Source organism: Sinorhizobium sp. NG07B, assembly GCF_002532005.1.
GTDB lineage: Bacteria > Pseudomonadota > Alphaproteobacteria > Rhizobiales > Rhizobiaceae > Sinorhizobium > Sinorhizobium fredii_C.
On record NZ_NWTD01000003.1, the window covers coordinates 177276 to 196702 of the forward strand.

Below are 19427 nucleotides of genomic sequence, written 5' to 3' on the forward strand. Positions count from 1 at the left end.
AAACTGGAGGCCGGCGCGCAAGCGCCCGGGAGAGTTCCCGTTGCGGGAACCTGTGGAGGAGAGACATGATCAAGACATTTCTTGCTGCCGCTCTGGCGGCTTCGCTTTCGCTCGCCGGTGCCTTTTCCGTCGCGGCGCAGGATGCGCCGAAGGTCGGCGTAGTCGTCAAGATCGGCGGCATTCCGTGGTTCAACGCCATGGAAATGGGCATCAAGGAGCGCGGCCAGAAGCTCGGCCTCGACGCCTTCATGGTCGGTCCGACGAGCGCCGACCCGGCCCTGCAGGTTCGCGCCATCGAGGATCTGATCGCCCAGGGCGTCAAAGTCATCGGCGTCGTGCCTAACGATGCCAAGGTGCTGGAGCCGGTCCTCACCAAGGCGAAGGAGAAGGGCATCATCGTCATCACCCACGAATCGCCGAACCAAAAGGGGGCCGACTGGGACTTCGAGCTTGCCTCGTCCCAGGGCTTCGGCGAGGCGCACGGCAAGCTGCTGGCTGAGAAGATGGGCGGCAAGGGCGAGTATGCGGTCTTTGTCGGCTCGCTGACCGTGCCGCTGCACAATGCCTGGGCTGATGCGGCGATCGCCTATATCAAGAAGAACTACCCGGAGATGACCCTGGTCGGCGAGCGCTACGGCGTTGCCGAGGATGTCGACAAGAGCCGCTCGACGGCGCTTGACCTGATCTCCGCTCATCCGAACCTCAAAGGCTTCCTCGCCTTCGGCAGCCAGGGCCCGATCGGCGCCGGCCGTGCGATCGAGGAACGCCGCAAAGTGGGCGAGATCTTCGTTCTCGGGCCCTTCTCGCCCGGACAGGGCCAGAAGCTGGTGAAGTCCGACGCGATCTCCGGCGGCTTCATGTGGAATCCGAAGCAGGCGGGCGAAGTCTTCGTGACGATGGCCGATAAGTTGCTCAAGGGCGAGGAGATCAAGGACGGCGACGAGATCGAAGGCCTGGGCGTCGTCCATCCGGACTTCCAGAACCGCAACATCATCGTCGACCAGCTGGTACCGATCAACAAGGACACCGTCGCCGACCTCGCCGCGATGGGTCTCTGACGGTGTTTCCAGGCGGGATGCGCGCCGTGCATCCCGCCCTACAGCACCGTGCATCCTACGAGACGCGTAAAGGTCGCTGTAGCACTTTGAATTGCTGCATGTCTTTGTCCTTAAATCGGGATCGATCCAAGGAGACATGCAATCGGGTTCTCCCGGCTGCTGGGCCGGCTCCGGCCGGCCTGGCAAGTCTCGTGAAACGAAGTTCGACAGGCGCAGGGTCCATGCATCAGGCAACGAGCGCGACGGTCGGTGAAAAGCCGCTTCTGTCCCTTCGCAACATCAACATGACCTTCGGCGGCGTCAAGGCGCTGAAGAATGTAAGCTTCGAGGTCCGCCCCGGCGAAGTGCATTGTCTCGCAGGCGAGAACGGCTGCGGCAAGAGCACGCTCATCAAGGTGATCACCGGCGTCTACCGCCCGGCGGACGGCGCTGTCATCGAATATGACGGCGAGACCTATTCGCACATGTCGCCGGTTACCGCCCAGGACCGCGGCATCAAGGTCATCTGGCAGGACCTGGCGCTGTTTCCGGAAATGAGCGTCGCCGAGAATATCGCCTTCGACGAAGTGGTCGGCCGCCGGCCGCGCCTGGTCGACTACGGCCGCATGCGGCAGATCGCCACCGACGCGCTCGCTCGGCTCGGCGTCAGTCTCGACGTCGACATGCCGCTGAAGGAATATGCAATCGCCCAGCGCCAGATCGTGGCGATCGCCCGGGCGCTGATCGGCGAGGCGAAGCTCGTCTTCATGGACGAGCCGACCGCATCGCTGACGCAGTCGGAGACCGATCACCTCCTCGATATCGTTCGCAACCTCTCTGCTTCCGGTGTCGCCGTCGTCTTCGTCAGCCACCGGCTCGCCGAGGTGCTGGAGATTTCAAGCCGCATCACGGTGCTGCGCGACGGGGCGCTGGTCGGGGTCTATCCCGCCGCCGGCATGACGCAGTCGCGCATCACCGAACTGATGACCGGCAAGACCTTCGACCAGCACGTCCGCGCACGCCAGAAGGACGATCAGCCGGTGGTGCTTGACGTTCGGGGGCTGACCCGGCCCGGCCAGTTCGAGGACATTTCGCTCACCGTCCGGCGCGGCGAAACGGTTGGTATCACCGGCCTCTTGGGAGCAGGTCGCACCGAGCTGGCGCTCGCTCTTTTCGGTATGCTGAAGCCCGCTTCGGGCAGGATCAGCATCGAGGGTAAGGAGGTCCGCTTCCGTTCCAACCGCGACGCGATCAAGTCGGGCGTCGCCTATCTTTCGGAGGACCGTCTGTCGCTGGGACTCGTCCAGGCGCAGTCGATTGCCGACAATCTGGTGATCGCCTCGTTGCGAAAGATCCTTTCCGGGGGGCTGCTCTCCGAGGATCGCAAGCGCGGCCTCGTCTCGCGCTGGATCGCCGACCTCGGGGTCAGGATCGGCCGCCAGGCCGATGCGATATCGACGCTTTCGGGCGGCAACCAGCAGCGTGTGGCGATCGCCAAATGGCTCGCCACGGACCCGAAGATACTCATTCTCGACTGCCCCACGGTTGGCGTCGATGTCGGCGCCCGCGCCGGCATCTTCGACATCGTGGCCAAGCTCGCCGAGAGCGGCCTAGCAATCATCCTGATCTCCGACGAGGTGCCGGAAGTCTATTTCAACGCCGACCGCGTCCTCCATATGGCGCAGGCGCGCATCGTCGGCAGCTATGATCCGCGCCAGGCGCGGCTGGAAGACATCGAGGCGGCCGTCTATGCGTAGCCTGATCCGCACTCACGCGACCGAATTCTCGCTGCTGGCGGTGATCATCGTCATCAGCACCGTGCTTTCCTTCGCCACGGCGAACTTCTTCTCGCTCGGCAACGCCTTCGACCTCCTCAATATCAGCGCGGTCAACATCATCTTCGCCGTCGGCCTGCTGGTCGTGCTGATTGCCGGCGGCATTGACATCTCTTTCGCCGTCGCCGCTTCGGTCGTGCAATATTGCACGGCGATCGTGCTCGGCTGGATCGGCGGCGGCGGCTGGGTCTCCGGGCTTCTGATCGCCGCCTCGTTCGGCGTGCTGCTCGGCTGCGTCAACGCCTTCCTGATCCACCGCTTCCGGATCATCTCAATCGTCGCGACGATCTCCACGTTCAACATTTATTTTGGCTTGCTGATGTTCTTCAGCCGGGGCGTATCGATCTACGACCTGCCCGACTGGCTGACCGACCGTGTCATCCTCTTCGAGCATGAAATGCCGGACGGGACCTGGATCGAGATCACGCTGCCGGTTCTCGTGATGGTGATCTGTGTCATAGCCACCTGGATGCTGATCACCCGCACCACGATCGGCCGGCAGCTCTACGCCTTCGGCGACAACCCGGAGGGCGCGCGCCGCTTCGGCATCAACATAGGCGCGATGCAGTTCATCGCCTTCGGCTGGCTTGGCCTGATGGCCGGCATCGGCGGGCTGATCCAGGCGCATTATGCCCAGGAGGTGGTGCCGAACGCGCTTTACGGCCGCGAACTCGACGTGCTTGCGGCGGTCGTCCTCGGCGGCGCTCGCCTCGGCGGCGGCAAGGGTTCGGTGCTCGGCTGCGTGCTCGGCGTTCTCCTGATCTCCATCACCCAGAACGGCCTCAACCTGATGGGCGTCTCACCCTTTGCCTTCAAGATGATCGTCGGCGCCATCATCCTGCTCGCCATCACGCTTTCCAATACGCGCATCGAACGTCTGGTGCCCTTCGTCGGCCAGAAGGGAGGAGGACGATGACCACAATCCTCGAGCGTGTCAAAACGGCCCTCGGGCCGGAGATGGCCGGACCCGGCCTCGCCTTCGTCGCCGTCGTCCTTGTCTTCGGACTTGCCTCGCCGCAGTTCCTGAGTGCCGCAACCTTCGGCTCCGTCGCTTTCCAACTGCCCGAACTCGGCCTGCTGACGCTTGCCATGCTGCTGCCGATCCTCACCGGCGGCCTCAATCTGGCGATCACCTTCACGGCGAATATCGCCGGGCTTACGGTCGCCTGGGTCCTCAGGGAGAATGGCGGCGTCGATGCTGGCGTCGGCATCTTCATCGTCGGCTGTCTGCTGGCGCTTCTGGTCGGCGCGGCAAGCGGCGTCGTCATGGGGCTGGTGATCGCCTTCACCAGCGCCCATCCGATCCTCGTGTCGCTGTCGATGATGATTTTCCTGCGCGGGCTCGGCGAGTTCCTGACGCGTGGCGGCGACATTTCCGGGTTCCCCGCCTTCATGGGACCGATTGGCCATGGTTCGATCGCCGGCATCCCCGTGCCGCTCATCGTCTTCATTGTCTGCGTGCTCGGCTGGCACGTGCTGCTCGGCCGCACCAAGCTCGGCTTCAATACCTACATGATCGGCTCCAATCTCGAAGCGACCCGCTATTCCGGCATCAATACGCGCAAGGCGATCGTCCTCGTCTACACGCTATCCGGGATGATGTGCGCCATTGCCGGCATCATCATGCTGGCACGGTTCAATTCGGTGCGCATCGGTCACGGCGAGTCCTACCTGCTGATCACCGTGCTTGCCTGCTTCCTCGGCGGCGTCAATCCGTTCGGCGGCTTCGGCCGGGTCATTCCCGTCTTCGTGGCGCTGGTGGTGCTGCAGCTTCTATCGTCCGGCCTCAATCTCATAGGGGCCAACCAGCATCTTGCGACCGCCGTCTGGGGAATCCTGCTCGTCGGCGTGATGATCCTTCGCTGGGTCGCTTCGAAAATCAGGGTTTCCATCATCAGAAGAGGATCATGACCATGCAGGGATTTGGCGTCCATACGAGCATGTGGACCATGAACTGGGACCGTCCGGGTGCGGAGCGGGCGGTGGCAGCCGCCGTCAAATACGAGGTCGATTTCATCGAGATCCCGATGCTGAACCCGCCGGCCGTCGATACGGAACATACCCGTGCGCTGCTCGAGAAAAACCGGCTGCGGGCGCTCTGCTCGCTCGGCCTGCCCGAGCGCGCCTGGGCCTCGGTGCGGCCGGATGCGGCGATCGAGCATCTGAAGGTCGCGATCGACAAGACCGCGGAGCTCGGCGGCGAGGCGCTTTCCGGAGTCATCTATGGCGGTATCGGCGAGCGCACCGGCGTGCCGCCGACGCTCGCGGAATACGACAATATCGCCCGGGTGCTCGAGGCCGCCGCCAAGCACGCCAAGTCGCGCGGCATCGAAATCGGCGTCGAGGCCGTCAACCGCTATGAGAACCACCTGATCAATACCGGCTGGCAGGCAGTGAAGATGATCGAGCGCGTCGGTGCCGACAACATTTTCGTCCATCTCGACACCTACCACATGAACATCGAGGAGAAGGGCGTCGGCAAGGGCATTCTCGATGCACGCGAGCATCTGAAATATATTCACCTGTCGGAGAGCGACCGCGGCACGCCCGGCTACGGCACCTGCGGCTGGGATGAAATCTTCTCGACGCTTGCCGCCATCGGCTTCACGGGCGGTCTCGCCATGGAGAGCTTCATCAACATGCCGCCGGAAGTGGCCTACGGCCTTGCGGTCTGGCGGCCGGTCGCCAAGGATGAGGAGGAAGTGATGGGCAATGGCCTGCCCTTCCTGCGCAACAAGGCCAGGCAATATGGGCTGATCTGAAGTGGAGGCACCGGTGAGCGATCGAGGAAGTGTAACGGCGATGATCGCCGTCCTCGACGTCGGCAAGACCAATGTTAAGCTCAGCGCCGCCCAGGCGGACGGCACGATCGTCGAGACCCTCAGCGTCCCAAACCCCGTTCTGCCCGGACCGCCCTGGCGCCATCACGATCTGAATGCCTTAAGCGATTGGATCTTCGAGACGCTGGCGATCCTCTCGCGCCGCCATGCCTTCGACGCCTTCGTCACCTCCGGACATGGCTCCGGCGGTGTGCTGACCGGCGCGGATCCGGATGCCGGCGACGGCGCCGCTCTTCCGATGATCGACTATGAGCAGCCATTGCCGGCCGATATCCGCGACGGCTATGCGCCGCTCGCCGGCAGCTTTCTCGACCGCGGCAGTGCGACCATGCATGGCGCGACCCATCAGGCCCGTCAGCTCTATTGGATGGAGCAGCGCGAGCCGCGCGCGTTCGGGAATGCCCGTTGGTATCTTGGCCTACCACAATACTGGGCCTGGCGGCTTTCCGGTGTAGCCGCCTCGGAATCGAGCTTTCTCGGCGCCCAGTCGCATCTCTGGAATGTCGCGGAAGCGCGCTGGGCGCCGATCGTCAGCGCCCGCGGCTGGCAGCACCTGATGCCGCCCTTCGCCAAGGCATGGCAGGCGCTGGGGCCCGTCCAACCCGAACTTGCCCGCCGCTTCGATCTGCCGGAAGGGCTGCCCGTGCTGACGGGCGGCCATGACAGCAGCCTCAATCATTATCGCTATCACGCCGCCGGGCTGCGGGATTTCACGGTCATCTCCACGGGGACCTGGATCGTCGGTTTTTCCGGTTCGACGGCGGTCGAGCGGCTCGACGAACATCGCGGCATGACCTTGAACAGCGATGTTTTCGGCAATCCGCTCGGCGGCATTCTGACCATGGGAGGGCGGGAATTCTCGCAGATCGCCGGCAGCGATCCGCCGGCCGAGCCTGTGCCGCCCGAAACCGTTGCACGTCTGATAGCGCAGCGCACCTTCGCCGTTCCCTCCTTCGGAGAGGGGGATGGCATTTTTCCCGGCAGCGCCGGACGCGGCCAAATCCTGGGTCCGCCGGTCGCGGAGCCGATGGAACGGAAGGCCCTGGCGCTCCTTTGTTGCGCGCTGTTGACTGCGGAGTGCATCGACATGCTTTCAGATGATCGCCTCGTCGTCCTCGATGGAAGTTTTCTGCGCGATCCGCTCTATGCGGGGCTCGTGGCATCCTTGCTTCCCGACCGCAAGGTGCGCATCAACCTCGATGCCTATGGCGTCGCCGCCGGTGCGGCGCTGCTTGCCGGCCAGGAGTGGCGCCTGCATCCGGCGCCACTTGCCCTCGGGGAGCCGACAAATCTCAAGCAACTCACACCCGAGCTCATATGTTACGCCGCCGATTGGCGGGCCCTTGCCTGCGCAGCGCCGGGCAAGCGAAATGAAGTCGAACACGCGAAAGGAAGCTTCCATGGCTGAAGACCCGACGACCGACAAGCTGGCACTGAGGCGCGAGATGGTGGACATCTGCCGGCGGATGAATTCGAGCGGCATCAACCAGGGAACGGCCGGCAATCTTTCCGTTCGTGCCGGCGAGGGGTTCCTGATCACCCCATCTTCCATGCCTTACGAGACGATGCAGCCGGAAGATCTGGTCGAGATGGATTTCGATGGAACCTATGTCGGCCATAGGCCGTCGTCCGAATGGCGGTTCCATCGTGATATTCTGCGCGCCCGCACCGATATCAACGTCGTGCTCCATTGTCACTCGATCTATGCAACGACGCTCGCCTGCCACCACAAGACCATTCCGAGTTTTCATTACATGACGGGCATTGCCGGCGGCACGACGATCCGCTGCGCCGAATACGCGACCTTCGGCACGCAGGCGCTTTCCGACAACGCGCTTGCCGCACTCAAGGACCGGACCGCCTGCCTGCTTGGCCAGCATGGCCAGATTTCGCTCGGCAAGACGCTCGAATTGGCGCTCTGGCTTGCGATCGAGGTCGAGACGCTGTCGCGGATCTATGTCCAGGCTCTCACCCTTGGCGAACCGCCGATCCTGCCTGACGACGAGATGGAGCGCGTCATCGCCCAGATGCAGCGCATGAGCTACGGCCAGGCGCCGGATGCGGACGGGGTGAACGACATCGCCCGCCCGCGCGGCGAGGCGTGAATTCTTTCGATCAATCGTAGAGACACCCGACAAGGCGGCAGCCAGTTCACTCGACTCCTTCGGGGGACCCGCCTCTGCCAAGTATCAAATTATCAATTGCACAATGTGTGTGAAGGGCGTCATCGCCCATTTGCCGCTGTCATCCTTCGTCGTTCTGTAGATGATGAAGTCTCGACCGACGGTGAACTTTCCGTGCATGGTGATTTCATTGCCGGTTGAGAGAACTGCTCGAAGTTCGTTTGCATGACGCAGCTCGATTTGATCACTGATCAAATCGGCCAGGACTTGATTTAAAATTTCCGGTTTCTCAGACATCCGAAGCCCCAACTGTTGCGCAGGCAGGCTGATGATGGGGCCATATTCCGACACGGTAGGCAAGGGCCACCAGCGATCTCTCGGATATCGGCTGCGCGAACGGACTCATGTCCAAAATTGCGCAGCGGTTTGGGTAATGACATGCATAAAGCGCATCGCGTGCAGTAAGCAACGCGTGCTTTAGTTATCCGGAACGATTGCCGGTCTGACGGGTGGGGGCTCCTGAACGCCCGGATCGAGTGCGAGAATACTGACCACAAGAGCGATGAGGATGCAGATAAGCACGAGGAAGGCCATGCCTGCTTTGTCGGTGCGCTTCGGCATGTCCTATATGGAATGGCGAATGTGAGAAATTCGAGGCAAATGCTCAGAGATCGGGCCGGCTCTGCACCTTTGCGCTGAACCAAGGAATCGCCTCCGCCTTACCTCCAGCGCTGGACAGTAGACGGGCATCTACGCCTTTCGCCATCAAAGCACGGTTGCGCCGCTTGCCCACCTTCTTCCTTTGCAATTCGTGCTTGGCCGCCCGGCTCTTTGGAAGGAAATTAGCCGGCAGCGATGTTATCGTTCGCGAGAGGCCCGCATAGCGGTAACATGTGCCGGCCTGTTCGTCGGTGAGGAGATCGTCGGCGGGCGTCGGGAGGAGAACGGAATGTTTGACGCTGGATTGAACTTCGCCCTGGGCGAAGAGATCGACGCGTTGCGCGACAGCGTGCGGCGGTTCGCCTCCGAGCGGATTGCGCCGCTGGCGGATGAAACGGATCGCAGCAACGCCTTTCCGGCGCCGCTCTGGCGGGAGATGGGCGAACTCGGCCTGCTCGGCATCACCGCCGACGAGGCCTATGGCGGCGCCGGGCTCGGCTATCTCGCCCATTGCGTCGCCATGGAGGAGATCAGCCGCGCCTCGGCCTCGGTCGGCCTGAGCTACGGCGCCCATTCCAACCTCTGCGTCAATCAGATCAATCGCAACGGCAACGCCGAGCAAAAGGCGAAATACCTGCCGAAGCTGATCTCTGGCGAGCATGTCGGGGCGCTCGCCATGTCGGAGCCGGGCTCCGGTTCGGACGTGGTCTCGATGAAGCTCAAGGCCGACAAGCGCGGCGACCGCTACGTCTTGAACGGCAGCAAGATGTGGATCACCAACGGCCCCGATGCCGATGTGCTGGTCGTCTATGCCAAGACCGATCCTGCCGCCGGGCCGCGCGGCATCACCGCCTTTCTCGTCGAGAAGGCCTTCTCCGGCTTCTCGACCGGTCAGAAGCTCGACAAGCTCGGCATGCGCGGCTCGAACACCTGCGAACTTGTCTTCAAGGATTGCGAGGTGCCGGAAGAAAATGTGCTCGGCAAGGTCGGCGAGGGCGTCAAGGTGCTGATGTCGGGCCTCGACTACGAGAGGGTGGTGCTTTCCGCCGGGCCGCTCGGCATCATGGCGGCTTGCCTCGATGTCGTCGTCCCCTATCTCCATGAGCGCAAGCAGTTCGGCCAGCCGATCGGCGAATTCCAACTGATGCAGGGGAAGCTTGCCGACATGTATGTGACGATGAATGCGGCGCGCGCCTATGTCTATGCAGTGGCGGCGGCCTGCGACCGCGGCGAGACGGCCCGCAAGGACGCTGCCGGCTGCATTCTCTATGCGGCCGAGAAGGCAACCGCCATGGCGCTCGAGGCGATCCAGGCGCTCGGGGGCAACGGCTACACCAACGACTATCCGGCCGGCCGGCTGCTGCGCGACGCCAAGCTCTACGAGATCGGCGCCGGCACGAGCGAGATCCGCCGCATGCTGATCGGCCGCGAACTGTTTGCCGAGACGAAATAGCCACTACGGCGCCGTGCGTCCTTCAGGCGTACAGAGGACGCTATAGACCGAGGGGCGCCGCTTGACTGAGGAAGGGCAGGGCTGGGGGACAATGACAATCTTGCGATCGCACATCTCGCCATCCTCGGATGTGTTCAAGGCAAACCGGGCCGCCATGGCGGAGGCGATCTCGACGATAGAGGAAGCGGTGCGGCTGGCGGCCGGCGGCGGCGGAGAAACGGCGCGCGAGCGCCATGTCAGCCGCGGCAAGCTCCTGCCGCGCGACCGGGTCGCTGCCCTCGTCGATCCGGGCACGCCCTTTCTGGAAATCGCGGCCACGGCTGCACACGGGATGTATAACGGCGACGCGCCCGGCGCCGGGCTGATTGCCGGCATCGGGCGGATCTCCGGCCGCGAATGCATGGTCGTCTGCAACGACCCGACCGTCAAAGGCGGCACCTATTATCCGATCACGGTGAAGAAGCATCTGAGGGCCCAGGAGATCGCCGCCGAAAACCGGCTTCCCTGCGTCTATCTGGTCGATTCCGGCGGCGCGAACCTGCCGAACCAGGACGAGGTCTTCCCGGATCGCGATCACTTCGGCCGCATCTTCTACAATCAGGCCAATATGTCGGCGGCCGGGATTCCGCAGATCGCCGTGGTCATGGGCTCCTGCACGGCCGGCGGCGCCTATGTGCCGGCGATGTCCGACGAGACGATCATCGTCGAGGGCCAGGGGACGATCTTTCTCGCCGGCCCGCCGCTGGTCCGGGCCGCGACCGGAGAGGTGGTGTCGGCCGAGGATCTCGGCGGCGCCGACGTGCACACCCGGCTCTCCGGCGTTGCCGACCACCTGGCGCGCGACGACGCGCACGCGCTGGCGCTCGCCCGCCGCGGCGTCGCGGGGCTCAACCGCGAGAAGCCGCATTCCGTCGAACTTCGCGAACCGGAACCGCCGCTCTACGATCCCGACGAGATCGCCGGCATCGTGCCGGGCGATCTGAAGACGCCCTATGAAATCCGTGAGGTGATCGCCCGGATCGTCGACGGCTCGCGCTTCGACGAGTTCAAGGCGCGTTTCGGCACGACGCTCGTCTGCGGTTTTGCCCATGTCCACGGCATCCCGGTCGGCATCGTCGCCAACAACGGCGTGCTGTTCTCCGAATCGGCGCTGAAGGGTGCTCATTTCGTCGAGCTCTGCGCCCAGCGCAAAATCCCGCTCGTCTTTTTGCAGAACATCACCGGCTTCATGGTCGGCCGCAAATACGAGACCGAGGGCATTGCCAAGCACGGCGCCAAGCTGGTGACGGCGGTCGCGACCGTCAAGGTTCCGAAAATCACCATGCTGGTCGGCGGCTCGTTCGGGGCCGGCAATTACGGCATGTGCGGCCGGGCCTTCTCTCCGCGCTTTCTCTGGACCTGGCCGAACAGCCGCATCTCGGTGATGGGCGGTGAGCAGGCGGCGGGCGTGCTTTCGACTGTGCGCGGCGAGGCGCTGAGGCGCGCCGGAACGCCCTGGAACGAAGAGGAGGAAGCACGATTTCGCCAGCCGGTTCTCGATCTTTTCGAGCGGCAGAGCCATCCGCTCTATGCCTCGGCGCGTCTGTGGGACGACGGCGTCGTCGATCCGCGCAAGAGCCGGGAGGTGCTGGCGCTGTCGCTCTCGGCAGCGCTGAACGCGCCGGTCGAGGACACGCGTTTCGGGCTGTTCAGGATGTAGGAGCTTGGGGAATGAAGCGCGACAATATCAACGCCCTGAGCGCACCGCAGCCGCGCGGCGGCTACTCGCAGGCCGTGAGCATCGAGAATTTCCGGCGACTGCTCTTCGTCAGCGGTCAGGTGCCGATGAATTCAAGCGACATCGTGCCGGACGGTTTCGAGGCGCAGGCGCGCCAGGTGTGGCTGAATGTCGATGCGCAGCTGAAGGCGGCGGGCATGTCGAAGGCCGACATCGTCAAGGTGACGACCTATCTCGCCGACAGGCATCATCTCGCGGCGAACCGCGAGATCCGCAACGACTATCTGGGTGCGCTGGCGCCGGCGATGACAGTGGTGGTTGCCGGAATCTTCGATTCCGCCTGGCTCCTCGAAGTCGAAGTGGTGGCGGCGCAATAAGCGGAAGAGAGGCGTATGTTTTCGAAGCTCCTGATAGCCAATCGCGGTGAAATTGCCTGCCGCGTCATAGGCACCGCCCGCCGGCTCGGCATCCGCACCGTCGCCGTCTATTCCGATGCCGACGACGACGCGCTCCACGTGGCGCTGGCCGACGAGGCAGTGAGGATCGGCGCGGCGGCGGCCTCCGAGAGCTATCTGTCGATCGAGCGGATCATCTGGGCGGCGAGAAGCGTCGGGGCGGATGCCATTCATCCCGGCTACGGCTTTCTTTCGGAGAATGCCGACTTTGCCGCCGCCGTCGAAGCGGCGGGCATGGTATTCGTGGGGCCCTCTGCGGATGCGATCCGCGCCATGGGGCTGAAGGACGCCGCCAAGGCGCTGATGGAGCGCGCCGGCGTTCCGGTCGTGCCCGGCTATCACGGCGAAGAGCAGGATGCTGGCTTCCTTGCCGGGGAGGCGGCCGAAATCGGCTATCCGGTGCTGATCAAGGCGCGCGCCGGCGGCGGCGGAAAGGGCATGCGGCGGGTCGACCGGCGGGAGGACTTCGCCTCGGCGCTGGACGCCGCCCGGCGGGAGGCCGAAGCCGCCTTCGGCGACGGCTCGGTGCTGATCGAAAAATATCTGACCAGACCGCGCCACATCGAGGTCCAGGTCTTCGGCGACCGGCACGGCAATTTCGTTCATCTGTTCGAACGCGACTGCTCGCTGCAGCGTCGGCACCAGAAAGTGATCGAGGAGGCGCCGGCCCCGGGGATGACCGCCGAGGTGCGCCGCGCCATGGGCGATGCGGCGGTCACTGCGGCGCGGGCGATCGGCTATGTCGGCGCCGGGACGGTCGAATTCATTGCCGACGTTTCGAACGGGCTCTGGCCGGATCAATTTTTTTTCATGGAGATGAACACCCGGCTGCAGGTGGAGCACCCGGTGACGGAGGCGATTACCGGCTTCGACCTCGTCGAGTGGCAATTGCGGGTTGCCGCCGGGGAGCCTCTGCCGAAAAAGCAGACCGACATCACGATCGACGGCTGGTCGTTCGAGGCACGGATCTATGCGGAGGACCCCGCCAAGGGATTCTTGCCGGCGATCGGCCGGTTGCAGCACCTGCACTTTCCGGAAGGCAAGGCGCGGATCGATTCCGGAGTGCGGCAGGGCGACATGGTGACGCCCTATTACGATCCGTTGATCGCCAAGCTGATCGTCCATGGCCCCAACCGGTCGGCGGCCCTTGGCCAGTTGCAGGCCGCGCTCAAGGAATGCCAGATCGGCGGCACGGTCACCAATCTCGACTTCCTCATCCGCCTGACCGAAGTACACGATTTCCGCTCTGGCAGGCCCGATACGGGTCTGATCGACCGCGAAATCGAGCGGCTGACGGCGCCGGCCGCGGCCGACGACGAGGCGTTGGCGCTGGCGGCAGTCGTCGCGACCGGCGTCCTCGAGCTGGCCATAAAAAGCGATCCCTGGTCGTCGCTCGGCTATTGGCAGATATGGGGCGACGCGCAACGGACGGTGACGGTTGAGCATGGCGAAGTCCGCGTGGCGGCGACCCTCAAGGCCCGCGGCCGCGACCAGTTCGCAGTGCATGCGGGGTCGAGCACGCTGCCGATCCTGGTGCTCGAGCGGTTCGAGGACGGCGCCCGGCTCGAAGTGGCCGGGCAGAAGCGGATGCTTCGCTTCCTCAAGGACGGCGAGACATTGACCTTGTTCTTCGGTGGCCGCAACCTCGTCTTCCACCTGCCGGATTCGCTTTCGGGCGGGCACACGAGCGAGATCGCCGACGACGAACTCATCGCGCCGATGCCGGGACTCATCAAGCTGGTGCGCGTCGGCGCCGGCGAGGCGGTCGCCAAGGGCCAGCCGCTCGTCGTCATGGAGGCGATGAAAATGGAGCTTACGCTCTCGGCGACGCGGGAAGGCAAGGTAGCGAGCGTGCACGTGGCCGAGGGCGCGCAGGTCAGTGAAGGCACCGTGCTCGTCAAGCTTCACGAGGAGGCGGCCGAATGACCTCGCAGAAAAGCGAGCACGTCACGATCGTCGAGATGGCTCCGCGCGACGGTCTGCAGAACGAGGCCAGACTCGTCGATACCGGCGACAAGATCAGGCTTGTCGACCTGCTCTCCGACTGCGGCTACGAGCGGATCGAGGTGACGAGCTTCGTCAGCCCGCGCTGGGTGCCGCAGATGGCCGATGCTCCGGCCGTGATGGCGGGCATTGCGCGGCGCCAGGGCACGCGCTACACGGCGCTGGCACCGAACATGCGCGGCTTCGAGGCGGCCCTTGCCTCCGGCGCCGACGAGGTGGCGATTTTCGCCTCGGCCTCCGAGAGTTTTTCCCAGAAGAACATCAACTGTTCGATCGCCGAAAGCATCGAGCGGTTCCGTCCGGTGGCGGAGGCGAGCCGTCATAACCGCATTCCGCTGCGCGGTTATGTGAGCTGCGTCGTCGAATGCCCCTACGAGGGGCCTATCGCGCCGCAGGCTGCTGCCCGCCTGGTGCGGCTGCTTTCCGGCCTCGGCTGCTACGAGATCAGCCTCGGCGATACGATTGGACGAGGGACCCCGGAAGCCGTCGACGCCATGCTGGAAGCGGTGCTCGGCGAGATTGCCGCAACGAAGCTCGCCGGTCACTTCCACGACACGTCAGGCCGTGCGCTCGAGAATATCGCGGTTTCGCTGGAGCACGGTCTCAGAGTGTTCGACGCATCTGCCGGCGGCCTTGGCGGATGCCCCTATGCACCCGGCGCCGCAGGCAATGTGGATACGGTCGCGGTCAACGCGCTTCTAGGGAAGAGGGGCTTTTCCACCGGACTCGACGCCGAGAAGCTCGAACAGGCCGCCGCCTTCGCGCGCTCCTTGAGGAGTACGGCATGATCTACCAAACGATCCGCTACGACCGCGACGAACGCGGCATTGTCCGGCTGACGCTCGCGCGCCCTGAAAAGCACAACGCGCTCTCGGCCTTGATGATCGGCGAACTCAGGGAGATTGCCGGCCGGCTTGGAGCCGATCAGACCGTGCGGGCGGTCGTTCTCGAAGCGGAAGGCAAGAGTTTTTGCGCGGGCGGCGACCTGGAGTGGATGCGGCGGCAGTTCGCGGCAGACAGGCCGACGCGGATCGCCGAGGCGACGCGGCTGGCGATGATGTTCAAGGCGTTGAACGAGATGCCGAAACCGTTGATCGCGCGGGTCCACGGCAGCGCCTTCGGCGGTGGGGTGGGGCTGATCAGCGTATGCGATGCCGTCGTCGCCGAGCGCGGGGCGAAATTCGGGCTGACGGAAACCCGCCTCGGGCTTATCCCGGCTACCATCAGCCCCTATGTCGTCGCCCGGATCGGGGAGGCGAGGGCGCGGCCTATGTTCATGTCGGCGCGGATTTTCGGGGCCGAAGAGGCGAAAACCGCTGGCCTGGTCTCGATGGTCTCGAACGTTGCCACGTTGGATGCCGCCGTAGAGGCCGAAGTCGCGTCCTACCTGGTGGCGGCTCCGGGAGCCGCCGGCCGTGCCAAGCGGCTTGCGCGGTCGCTCGGCAGCCCGATTACCGATGCCGTCATCGCTTCGACGATAGAGCAACTCGCCGACACCTGGGAAACCAAAGAAGCGCAAGAGGGGGTCGCGGCCTTCTTCGAGCGCCGCGAACCGTCCTGGCGGAGCTGAGCTTCCTAAAGCGCTGCGCGTCTTTTCAAAGGCGCAAGGGTCGCCGTTTGAATTGCTGCATGTCTTTAATCGAGGTCGATTAACGGAGACATGCAGTGGCGGAAATTGGGCTTGAATTGCGCCGTATCTAATCCTAATTTAATAGTGGACTGCTCAAAATAGGATCGAGTTTGTCATGATGGCTGTCGACTTCCAGATTCCGGCGGCACGCTTCGGGGATGATCATTCGCCGTACCTGTCGGCACGCCTCGTCGCCGACCGGCTCGGCGTCACACTTGCCGAACTCGCCAAGCTGATCGGCGTGGCACGCAACACGCTGACGGCAAAGTCTGGCGCGCGAAAGGTCGACAGCGCTTTGAGCAAGGTCGTCCGCATCCTCGCAATGGCGTCTGAAATGGCCGGCGACGAAGCCCGCGCCGTCATTTGGTTCAAACATCAGCCGATCCCCGGCTGGGCCGGCAAGACCGCTTATGACCTGGTCGGCGAAGGCAAGGCCGACAAGGTCCTCGCCTATCTCGAGGCCATCCGCGCCGGCGTCTACGCCTGAGGATGAGGAGAAGTGTGAGCGGATCTCCGCCCGCGTCCCGCTCCGATCAGGAACAAATGTCGCCGGCGGAGCCGATGACGCTCTGGCGTGCCTTCGTGCCCCGCTGGGCGCATATGCCGCTTTCCGGAGAGGGTGCCGCCCGGTTCGGTGGCCGATGGAATCCCGTCGGCACGCCGACGATCTACGCGGCGCGGGAGCTTTCCACCGCTTGGGCCGAATATAACCAGGGTTTCGTGCAGCATCCGGCGCTGATCGTCCAACTCGAGCTTCGCGACGCGAAGCTGGCGGACCTGACGAGTGGCGATGTGCTTGCCGAACTCCGGCTGGAAGAGGCGATCCACCGCTGCGAATGGCGCGACGCACTCGACAGGGGCTCAATGCCGCATACGCACAAGACCCGGGCCGACCTTCTGAAGCGCGGCTATGACGGCGTGATCTATCCGTCCTACATGTCGCCCGGCGGCACATGTGTCGCCCTCTGGCGCTGGAACGGCCGGAGCGGACCGCAGCTCGACGTCATCGATCCAGAGGGCCGGCTCCCGAAATCGCCAGCCTCCTGGCTTTAGATGAGCACCTTACCCGGATTGAGGATGCCGTTCGGATCGAGCGCGGTCTTGATGCGCCGCATGACCTCGATCTCTGCCGGACTGCGGGATCGGTCGAGAAAATCGCGTTTCAGGGTACCGATGCCGTGTTCCGCGGAGATCGAGCCGTGGTAGCGGCCGACGAGGGTGTAGACGATCTCGTCGACCGCATGCAGCGTCTCGGGCGCATCCGGGGCCGAGAAGGCGATGTGCAGGTTGCTGTCGGCGACATGGCCGAAGAAGGACACATGGGCTGAGGGAAACGCCTCGTGGAGTGCGGCGCCGCACGCCTCGGCGAAACGGCCGATCGCCCCGATCGGCAGGCTGACGTCGAAATTGGCGAGCGACGGCAGCCGGTCGAGCGCATGCCCTTCGCGAACGCGCCAGAAGGTCTGCGCTTCTTTTTCCGACTGCGCGATCAGCGCATCGCCGATCAACCCGTCTTCGAGCACCTGTCCAAGAAAGACCTCGAATGCGTCGCGCTTGCCGTCGCGGCCCTGCGTATCCTGTTCGATGATCACGGCGAAGGCGGGCGATGTCTCGAAAAGCCGCAAGCCTTCGGCCTCGCAAGTGAAGCGAAAATAGCTTTCCCACATCGTCTCGAAAGCCGACAGGCCGGGGAGTTGCTGCTGCGCCCGCTTGAGCAAGGCGGCGACATCGGCATAGCTGGCGAGGGCGCAGAGCGCCGTCAGGCGACCCGTCGGCAAGGGGCGGAGCCGGAGAACGGCGCGGGTGATGATGCCGAGCGTGCCCTCCGAGCCGATGAAGAGCTGCCGGAGATCATAGCCGGTATTGTTCTTCACCATCTTGTTCAGCGAGGAGAGCACGGTACCGTCTGCGAGCACGGCTTCCAGACCCAGCACATTGTCGCGGGTCACGCCGTAGCGGATGACCCGGATGCCGCCGGCATTGGTGGCGAGATTGCCGCCGATCTGGCAGGAGCCGCGGGCCCCGAGGTCGATCGGCAGCAGGAACCCGGCCTGCTCGGCGGCGCGCTGCGCCACGTCGAGCGGCGTTCCTGCAAGCACCGTCATCGTGGCAGCGGCGCTGTCGATCTCCCCGATGCCGGACATCCGCTCAAGGGAGATGACGATGTCTTCGGTCTTTGGGTTGGCGCCGCCAGCCAGACCGGTCATGCCGCCCTGCGGCACGACGTTCTGGTGGTGTTCGTTGCAGATTTTCAGGGCGATGGCGACCTCGGCTGCACCTGCCGGGCGAACGACCGCCTTCGGCAGGCTGCGTCCCGTCAGGCTGGCATCGCTGCGATAACGGTCGCCGATGCGGTCGCCGGTCAATACGGCCTCGCCGAGGGATTGAACAAGCTCTTCGATGACGGTCATGCGGTGGCTCCACGCGCGGCGGGCAGCAATCCGAGGAACGGAATCGGATCGATCGATCTCGCCCGATGCTATCCCTCCGATAGAGTAAACCGGAAGTCGGCGCCAGCCAGTGCCGCGTCACGACGCGGCACTGTGATGCCGCTTCAGGTGCCGGTGCGTGCCAGCTCGCTCACCGGTGCTTCCACCTCTCTCGAGACGGCTGCGACATCCCCTTCCTTGCGGAAGAGCGTCCACTTGGTCGGCCGGAAGGCGACACGGGTGTGGTCGGTCGATGAGGCGCGCTCCGGCGGCAATTCGATCTCGACCGGAGGGTGGGTCTTGCCGAGATCGATCTCGAGGTGCCGTGTGCCGGCGACGCGGCGGCTCGTCGTCACTAGGCCCGCGAGACAGCCGCCGCAGCCATCGATGAGTTCGATGTCGTGCGGACGGAAGTAGAGCGTTGCCGCCCCGTCCGGCTCGCTTGTGGCGCGCAGGCCGATCGGGCGGTCCTCGAACCAGATCTCGCCGCTCGAAAGCGTCACGTCGATGCAGTTCGACTGGCCGATGAAGCCATAGACGAAGGGCGAGATCGGGTGGTCGTAGATCTCGTCGGGTGTGCCGACCTGCTCGATCGCACCCTTGCTCATCACCACGACTCGGTCGGCGAGTTCGAGGGCCTCCTCCTGGTCATGTGTCACGAAAACCGTCGTGTGGCCGGTGCGGTCGTGGATTTCCCGCAGCCACTTGCGCAGTTCCTTACGCACCTGCGCGTCGAGCGCGCCGAAGGGCTCGTCGAGCAGTAAGACGTTCGGTTCCACCGCCATGGCGCGTGCCAGCGCCACCCGCTGGCGCTGGCCGCCGGAGAGCTGGGCAGGATAGCGCTTTTCCAGGCCGGACAGCTGCACCAGTTCGAGCAGGTCGAGAGCCCGGCGGCGGATATCGGCGGCCGGCGGCCGGCGGCTCGCCGGCCGGACCTTCAGCCCGAAGGAGACGTTATCAAGCACGGTCATGTGCCGGAAAAGCGCATAATGCTGGAAGACGAAGCCGATGTTTCGCTGCTGCACCGTCTTCTTCGAGGCATCCTCGGCGCCGAAGAAGATCGTCCCGTCGGTCGGACTCTCAAGCCCGGCGATGAGCCTCAGCAGCGTCGTCTTGCCCGAGCCGGAGGGGCCGAGTAACGCGATCAGTTCACCGGAGCGGATGTCGAGCGACACGTCGTCGAGCGCCGGAAAGCGGCCGAATTCCTTGCGTATGTTCTGGACGCGGACTTCCATGGATGTATG

General features: G+C 64.4%; 18 protein-coding genes. 15 read left to right on the forward strand and 3 right to left on the reverse strand.

All coding sequences use genetic code 11. From position 1 onward, the window contains the following. Positions 1-65 precede the first annotated feature (65 nt). From CO664_RS10875 to CO664_RS10910, 7 genes are all read left to right on the forward strand, one after another. A complete protein-coding gene (locus CO664_RS10875) occupies positions 66-1058 on the forward strand; it encodes an autoinducer 2 ABC transporter substrate-binding protein (RefSeq protein WP_083853938.1) in 993 nt (330 codons plus the stop codon). 221 nt (positions 1059-1279) lie between these two features. Further along, on the forward strand, positions 1280-2794 hold the full coding sequence (locus CO664_RS10885; protein ID WP_097539170.1) for a sugar ABC transporter ATP-binding protein: 1515 nt from the start codon (positions 1280-1282) through the stop codon (positions 2792-2794). After that, a complete protein-coding gene (locus tag CO664_RS10890) occupies positions 2787-3788 on the forward strand; it encodes an ABC transporter permease (protein WP_097538746.1) in 1002 nt (333 codons plus the stop codon). Before CO664_RS10885 ends, CO664_RS10890 begins: the two co-directional genes overlap by 8 nt. Further along, a complete protein-coding gene (locus CO664_RS10895; RefSeq protein WP_097538747.1) occupies positions 3785-4783 on the forward strand; it encodes an ABC transporter permease in 999 nt (332 codons plus the stop codon). The genes CO664_RS10890 and CO664_RS10895 overlap by 4 nt, the downstream gene beginning before the upstream one ends. 2 nt (positions 4784-4785) lie before the next feature. Next, the gene (locus CO664_RS10900) at positions 4786-5634 is read left to right on the forward strand and encodes a sugar phosphate isomerase/epimerase (RefSeq protein ID WP_037416713.1); all 849 of its coding nucleotides are present in this window, start codon (positions 4786-4788) and stop codon (positions 5632-5634) included. A 13-nt stretch (positions 5635-5647) separates the two neighbouring features. Continuing rightward, positions 5648-7120, forward strand: coding sequence for an FGGY family carbohydrate kinase (locus tag CO664_RS10905; protein WP_234820222.1), 1473 nt, complete (start codon positions 5648-5650; stop codon positions 7118-7120). Beyond that, the gene (locus tag CO664_RS10910) at positions 7113-7817 is read left to right on the forward strand and encodes a class II aldolase/adducin family protein (protein WP_037416656.1); all 705 of its coding nucleotides are present in this window, start codon (positions 7113-7115) and stop codon (positions 7815-7817) included. The genes CO664_RS10905 and CO664_RS10910 overlap by 8 nt, the downstream gene beginning before the upstream one ends. A gap of 84 nt (positions 7818-7901) precedes the next feature. Here CO664_RS10910 and CO664_RS10915 read toward each other — a convergent pair whose 3' ends face one another. Continuing rightward, positions 7902-8132, reverse strand: a complete 231-nt coding sequence (locus CO664_RS10915; protein WP_037416716.1) for a hypothetical protein — start codon at positions 8130-8132, stop codon at positions 7902-7904. A gap of 652 nt (positions 8133-8784) precedes the next feature. Here CO664_RS10915 and CO664_RS10920 point away from each other — a divergent pair. The 8 genes from CO664_RS10920 (at position 8785) to CO664_RS10955 (ending at position 16807) form a co-directional block, all read left to right on the forward strand. After that, complete coding sequence (locus CO664_RS10920) at positions 8785-9948, forward strand: isovaleryl-CoA dehydrogenase (RefSeq protein ID WP_097538749.1); 1164 nt, start codon at positions 8785-8787, stop codon at positions 9946-9948. Between the two features lie 91 nt (positions 9949-10039). Beyond that, positions 10040-11647, forward strand: a complete 1608-nt coding sequence (locus CO664_RS10925; RefSeq protein WP_097538750.1) for a carboxyl transferase domain-containing protein — start codon at positions 10040-10042, stop codon at positions 11645-11647. An 11-nt stretch (positions 11648-11658) separates the two neighbouring features. Beyond that, positions 11659-12042 carry a RidA family protein gene (locus CO664_RS10930; RefSeq protein WP_097524495.1) on the forward strand — a complete coding sequence of 128 codons (384 nt, stop codon included), beginning with the start codon at positions 11659-11661 and terminating at the stop codon, positions 12040-12042. 15 nt (positions 12043-12057) lie between these two features. After that, positions 12058-14046 carry an acetyl/propionyl/methylcrotonyl-CoA carboxylase subunit alpha gene (locus CO664_RS10935; RefSeq protein WP_097538751.1) on the forward strand — a complete coding sequence of 663 codons (1989 nt, stop codon included), beginning with the start codon at positions 12058-12060 and terminating at the stop codon, positions 14044-14046. Next, entirely contained in the window at positions 14043-14912 is an 870-nt protein-coding gene (locus CO664_RS10940; RefSeq protein ID WP_097538752.1) for a hydroxymethylglutaryl-CoA lyase, read from the forward strand. Before CO664_RS10935 ends, CO664_RS10940 begins: the two co-directional genes overlap by 4 nt. Next, entirely contained in the window at positions 14909-15694 is a 786-nt protein-coding gene (locus CO664_RS10945) for a crotonase/enoyl-CoA hydratase family protein (RefSeq protein ID WP_037416673.1), read from the forward strand. Before CO664_RS10940 ends, CO664_RS10945 begins: the two co-directional genes overlap by 4 nt. Positions 15695-15869: 175 nt before the next feature. Then, the gene (locus CO664_RS10950; protein ID WP_037384278.1) at positions 15870-16241 is read left to right on the forward strand and encodes a DUF2384 domain-containing protein; all 372 of its coding nucleotides are present in this window, start codon (positions 15870-15872) and stop codon (positions 16239-16241) included. Between the two features lie 2 nt (positions 16242-16243). Further along, the gene (locus tag CO664_RS10955) at positions 16244-16807 is read left to right on the forward strand and encodes an RES domain-containing protein (protein WP_037416676.1); all 564 of its coding nucleotides are present in this window, start codon (positions 16244-16246) and stop codon (positions 16805-16807) included. Here the strand turns inward: CO664_RS10955 and CO664_RS10960 are convergent. Both CO664_RS10960 and CO664_RS10965 read right to left on the reverse strand, forming a co-directional pair. Further along, on the reverse strand, positions 16804-18165 hold the full coding sequence (locus tag CO664_RS10960; RefSeq protein ID WP_097538753.1) for an FAD-binding oxidoreductase: 1362 nt from the start codon (positions 18163-18165) through the stop codon (positions 16804-16806). The genes CO664_RS10955 and CO664_RS10960 overlap by 4 nt on opposite strands. 143 nt (positions 18166-18308) lie before the next feature. After that, positions 18309-19418 (reverse strand): sulfate/molybdate ABC transporter ATP-binding protein, encoded by a 1110-nt coding sequence (locus CO664_RS10965; RefSeq protein ID WP_037416682.1) that lies wholly within the window; start codon positions 19416-19418, stop codon positions 18309-18311. Positions 19419-19427 lie beyond the last annotated feature (9 nt).

Excerpts from the sequence above, each read along its gene's own strand:
- CO664_RS10875 (WP_083853938.1), top strand. The coding sequence starts at position 66 with ATGATCAAGACATTTCTTGCTGCCGCTCTGGCGGCTTCGCTTTCGCTC.
- CO664_RS10885 (WP_097539170.1), top strand. The coding sequence starts at position 1,280 with ATGCATCAGGCAACGAGCGCGACGGTCGGTGAAAAGCCGCTTCTGTCC.
- CO664_RS10890 (WP_097538746.1), top strand. The coding sequence starts at position 2,787 with ATGCGTAGCCTGATCCGCACTCACGCGACCGAATTCTCGCTGCTGGCG.
- CO664_RS10895 (WP_097538747.1), top strand. The coding sequence starts at position 3,785 with ATGACCACAATCCTCGAGCGTGTCAAAACGGCCCTCGGGCCGGAGATG.
- CO664_RS10900 (WP_037416713.1), top strand. The coding sequence starts at position 4,786 with ATGCAGGGATTTGGCGTCCATACGAGCATGTGGACCATGAACTGGGAC.
- CO664_RS10910 (WP_037416656.1), top strand. The coding sequence starts at position 7,113 with ATGGCTGAAGACCCGACGACCGACAAGCTGGCACTGAGGCGCGAGATG.
- CO664_RS10915 (WP_037416716.1), bottom strand. The coding sequence starts at position 8,132 with ATGTCTGAGAAACCGGAAATTTTAAATCAAGTCCTGGCCGATTTGATC.
- CO664_RS10920 (WP_097538749.1), top strand. The coding sequence starts at position 8,785 with ATGTTTGACGCTGGATTGAACTTCGCCCTGGGCGAAGAGATCGACGCG.
- CO664_RS10925 (WP_097538750.1), top strand. The coding sequence starts at position 10,040 with ATGACAATCTTGCGATCGCACATCTCGCCATCCTCGGATGTGTTCAAG.
- CO664_RS10930 (WP_097524495.1), top strand. The coding sequence starts at position 11,659 with ATGAAGCGCGACAATATCAACGCCCTGAGCGCACCGCAGCCGCGCGGC.
- CO664_RS10935 (WP_097538751.1), top strand. The coding sequence starts at position 12,058 with ATGTTTTCGAAGCTCCTGATAGCCAATCGCGGTGAAATTGCCTGCCGC.
- CO664_RS10940 (WP_097538752.1), top strand. The coding sequence starts at position 14,043 with ATGACCTCGCAGAAAAGCGAGCACGTCACGATCGTCGAGATGGCTCCG.
- CO664_RS10945 (WP_037416673.1), top strand. The coding sequence starts at position 14,909 with ATGATCTACCAAACGATCCGCTACGACCGCGACGAACGCGGCATTGTC.
- CO664_RS10950 (WP_037384278.1), top strand. The coding sequence starts at position 15,870 with ATGATGGCTGTCGACTTCCAGATTCCGGCGGCACGCTTCGGGGATGAT.
- CO664_RS10955 (WP_037416676.1), top strand. The coding sequence starts at position 16,244 with ATGAGGAGAAGTGTGAGCGGATCTCCGCCCGCGTCCCGCTCCGATCAG.
- CO664_RS10960 (WP_097538753.1), bottom strand. The coding sequence starts at position 18,165 with ATGACCGTCATCGAAGAGCTTGTTCAATCCCTCGGCGAGGCCGTATTG.
- CO664_RS10965 (WP_037416682.1), bottom strand. The coding sequence starts at position 19,418 with ATGGAAGTCCGCGTCCAGAACATACGCAAGGAATTCGGCCGCTTTCCG.